We start from the raw sequence: 1,070 nt of genomic DNA, 5'->3' as shown, positions 1-1,070 counted from the left end.
TAAAAACTCATTTAAATCACTTTGCTATTAAGTACAAATTGATTCTTAGAGCGAACCAGATTGCTTGGCAGGAGCTTAAAAATATGGCAGCTTAAAATTGACCGTGCGTAACATGAGTTAAATAAAGCCGATTTAGACACATTTAATCAGCTTCTAGATAAGATTGAATTTAACCCAGACACTAAAATTCGCCTTATTGGTGACGAACTCGCCGATAGAGGAAATAATGATTATTTTACCCTAAAAGTACTTGAGAAATTACACCAGAAAAAAGTACCCGTAGAAATTTTAGTATCCAATCATAGTATTGAATTTATTGAAGCCTATGAAAAGCAAGATAATTTTCATGCACCCATGCTTTCACGCGGAGGCCATGCTCCTTCTTTGGAAAAACTTCAAGAAATAATTGAGAGAGGCTTAGTCAGTAGAGAAGAAGTTATCCAACTTGCTAATCGTGCTTATAAACCTTCTTTAAAAGCCATTTCTTATTCTTTAAATGAAGATCAAACTAACATTACTTTATATAGCCACGCTGCAGTGGGTATTAATACCATTAAATTAGTTGCTGAAAAATTAGGTCTTCCTTATGCTGATGGCACTGCTCTTCAATTAGCTCAAACTATTGATTCTATTAATGAGTTATTCCAAGCTTACGTTGACGCTGATGCGGTTCATTATTTGTATGAGCGTGAGCAGATGGAAAACGGTTATATGGGGTATGTAGAGCCGCACGCTGCCTTTGAAATGCTCATGTGGAATAGACATTATAATGAAGAGCGAATTCAACGGCCTGATAAAATTGGTGACTACACTTTAAATTACGTACATGGTCATGACTCAAATGATCCCAAATTAACGAATAATTATAATATAGACAATAACTTAGGAAAATTTGAATATTTAAATCAAGGCGAATATACGGTGTTATATTCCCATGAAACTCAACTTCATAACTCATGTTACGCACATAAACTTGTAGTTTGACTAAAAAGCATTAGAATTCCGCCCTTAATTTTAGGGAGGGAATTAAATGGATATGCTTGATCTTTATAGTGATTATTTGATTTTCC

The 1,070-nt window shown here is 34.3% G+C and carries 2 protein-coding genes; one reads left to right on the top strand and one right to left on the bottom strand.

The features are described 5' to 3' along the window. Window positions 1-11: 11 nt before the first annotated feature. A complete protein-coding gene (locus ELY15_RS16685; protein WP_255411140.1) occupies window positions 12-140 on the bottom strand; it encodes a hypothetical protein in 129 nt (42 codons plus the stop codon). Window positions 141-162: 22 nt separating this feature from the next. Between ELY15_RS16685 and ELY15_RS15970 the strand changes: the two genes are divergently transcribed. Further along, window positions 163-984, top strand: coding sequence for a hypothetical protein (locus ELY15_RS15970; RefSeq protein ID WP_370449449.1), 822 nt, complete (start codon window positions 163-165; stop codon window positions 982-984). Window positions 985-1,070 lie beyond the last annotated feature (86 nt).

The organism is Legionella sp. km772 (genome assembly GCF_003989735.1).
Classification (GTDB): Bacteria; Pseudomonadota; Gammaproteobacteria; order Legionellales; family Legionellaceae; genus Legionella.
The sequence above is the reverse complement of the archived record's forward strand: the minus strand, read 5'-3'. Positions and strand labels throughout refer to the sequence as shown.